The sequence below is a fragment of the Aminobacter sp. BE322 genome (assembly GCF_050433525.1).
Lineage (GTDB): Bacteria > Pseudomonadota > Alphaproteobacteria > Rhizobiales > Rhizobiaceae > Aminobacter.
This window is the reverse complement of record NZ_JBNPXB010000045.1, coordinates 1-2,508: the sequence shown is the minus strand read 5'-3', so window position 1 is coordinate 2,508 and position 2,508 is coordinate 1. Positions and strand designations below refer to the sequence as shown.

Annotated in this window: 2 protein-coding genes; both read left to right on the top strand. The window is 64.2% G+C overall.

What is annotated here, in order from left to right:
- The first annotated feature begins 122 nt into the window (after window positions 1–122).
- Complete coding sequence (istA, locus tag J2X50_RS24850; RefSeq protein WP_371924388.1) at window positions 123–1,616, top strand: IS21 family transposase; 1,494 nt, start codon at window positions 123–125, stop codon at window positions 1,614–1,616.
- A complete protein-coding gene (istB, locus tag J2X50_RS24845; protein ID WP_107393909.1) occupies window positions 1,613–2,383 on the top strand; it encodes an IS21-like element helper ATPase IstB in 771 nt (256 codons plus the stop codon). The genes istA and istB overlap by 4 nt, the downstream gene beginning before the upstream one ends.
- The last annotated feature ends 125 nt before the right edge of the window (window positions 2,384–2,508 follow it).

Sequence of the window (2,508 nt, the reverse complement as noted above, 5' to 3'; positions counted from 1 at the left end):
TGAGAACGGCGGTGGAAAACTAGACCACGGTAGCGGCGGGATTGTCCGGCTGCGGGCGGCGTAAAAGTCGTCCACTTTTTCCCTTTTCTGCGTGGCGCAGGGAGGGAATAGGGATCTACACCGTGGAATTATATCTGAAGGTTCGCGTGGCTTGCGACGGAGGCATGAGCCAGCGCGAGGCAGCAAGGCATTTCGGCATCTCGCGCGACACGGTTCGCAAGATGATGGCGTATTCGGTTCCGCCGGGCTATCGGCGGCAGGCTCCGGTTCGGCGTCCGAAGCTGGACGCGTTCATCGCGGTCATCGATCGGTGGCTTGATGCGGACCGTGCGGTCCCGCGCAAGCAGCGCCATACGGCCAAGCGGGTGTTCGACCGGCTGCGCGACGAGCACGGGTTTGCCGGCGGCTACACGATCATCAAGGACTATATGCGCAAGCGGGATCTGCGCGGCCAGGAGATGTTCGTGCCGCTGGCGCACCCGGCGGGGCACGCACAGGCCGACTTCGGGGAGGCTGTCGTTGTCATCGGCGGCGTTGAGCAGAAGGCGCACTTCTTCGTGCTCGATCTGCCGCACAGCGATGCCTGCTATGTGCGCGCCTATCCTGCGGCGGTGGCCGAAGCGTGGGTGGACGGCCATATCCATGCGTTCGCCTTCTTCGGCGCCGTGCCGCAGTCGATTGTCTACGACAACGACCGCTGCCTGGTGGCGAAGATCCTGCCCGACGGCACGCGCAAGCGGGCAACGCTGTTCAGCGGCTTCCTGTCCCACTATCTGATCCGGGATCGTTACGGCCGCCCCGGCAAGGGCAATGACAAGGGCAGCGTCGAAGGTCTGGTCGGCTATGTGCGCCGCAACTTCATGGTGCCGATTCCGCACTTTGCATCGTGGGACGAGTTCAATCTGTGGCTCGAGGAGCAGTGCCGCAAGCGCCAGGGTGACCGGCTGCGCGGCGAGAGCGAGACGATCGGCGAACGCTTGCTGCGCGATCTGGTGGCGATGCGCCCACTGCCGGCATCACCCTTCGATGCTTGCGACCATGCCAGCGGTCGGGTCACTTCGCAGGCGCTGGTGCGCTACAGGACCAACGACTACTCCGTCCCGGTCGCCTACGGCCACCAGGACGTCTGGATCCGTGGCTATGTCGGCGAGGTGGTGATTGGCTGCGGCGGGGGGATCATTGCCCGTCATCCGCGCAGCTATGAGCGCGAGGAGGTTGTCTTCGATCCACTGCATTACCTGCCGCTGATCGAGCAGAAGATCAACGCGCTCGACCAGGCGGCACCGCTACAGGGCTGGGAATTGCCGGAGGCGTTCACGACACTGCGCCGCCTCATGGAAGCACGGATGGGCAAGCAGGGCCGGCGCGCCTATGTGCAGGTGCTGCGCCTGATGGAAAGCTTCGATCTGGCCGATCTGCACGCAGCCGTGAAGCAGGCGCTGCATCTGGGCGCCATCAGCTTCGACGCCGTGAAGCACCTCGTCCTGTGCCGGGCCGAACGCAGGCCACCAAAGCTGGACCTCGACATCTATCCCTATCTGCCCAGAGCCACTGTCGAGAAGACGTCGGCCAAGGCCTATATGCGCCTGCTGGACCGTAAGGAGGAACCGGCATGAGCAGCGATGCTCCAGAACTCCTGCTCGCCCACCACCTCAAGACCTTGAAGCTGCCGACCTTCCTGCGTGAGCACCACAAACTTGCCCGGCAATGTGCGGTCGAGGGCGTGGATCATGTCCGCTACCTTGCCCGGCTGGTCGAGCTGGAACTGATCGATCGGGAACGGCGGATGGTCGAACGCCGCATCAAGGCGGCAAAGTTCCCCGCCGCAAAAAGCCTCGACAGCTTCGACTTCGCCGCCATCCCGAAGCTCAACAAGATGCTGGTGCTGGAACTGGCGCGGTGCGAATGGATCGAGCGCCGCGAGAACGTCATCGCGCTCGGCCCCAGCGGCACGGGCAAGACCCACGTCGCGATCGGCCTCGGCCTGGCGGCCTGCCAGAAGGGATTGTCCGTCGGCTTCACCACAGCGGCCGCGCTCGTCAGCGAGATGATGGAGGCGCGCGACGAACGCCGTCTTCTGCGCTTCCAGAAGCAGATGGCGGGCTACAAGCTGCTCATCATCGACGAGCTGGGCTTCGTGCCGCTCTCCAAAACCGGCGCCGAGCTGTTGTTCGAGCTGATCTCGCAGCGTTACGAGCGTGGCTCCACCCTGATCACCAGCAATCTGCCCTTCGACGAATGGACCCAAACCTTCGGTTCCGAGCGCCTCACAGGCGCACTCCTCGACCGGCTGACCCACCACGTCAGCATCCTCGAGATGAACGGCGACAGCTATCGCCTCGCGCAAAGCCGGGCACGAAAAACCGCCAACCCTCACCAATAAGATCGCCGCTGCTGCGAGCGGAAAACTCTGGTCGGGCTACGCCCTCCCGACGTTCCCCGCTCGCAGCAGCGCCAGTGGCCTGGTTTTGCGCCGCCCAATGGCCGGTTTTTGCTCCGCCGTTGACA

What these genes read in the sequence shown, in the direction of transcription:
- istB (WP_107393909.1), top strand. Translation starts at nt 1,613, where the DNA reads ATGAGCAGCGATGCTCCAGAACTCCTGCTCGCCCACCACCTCAAGACC.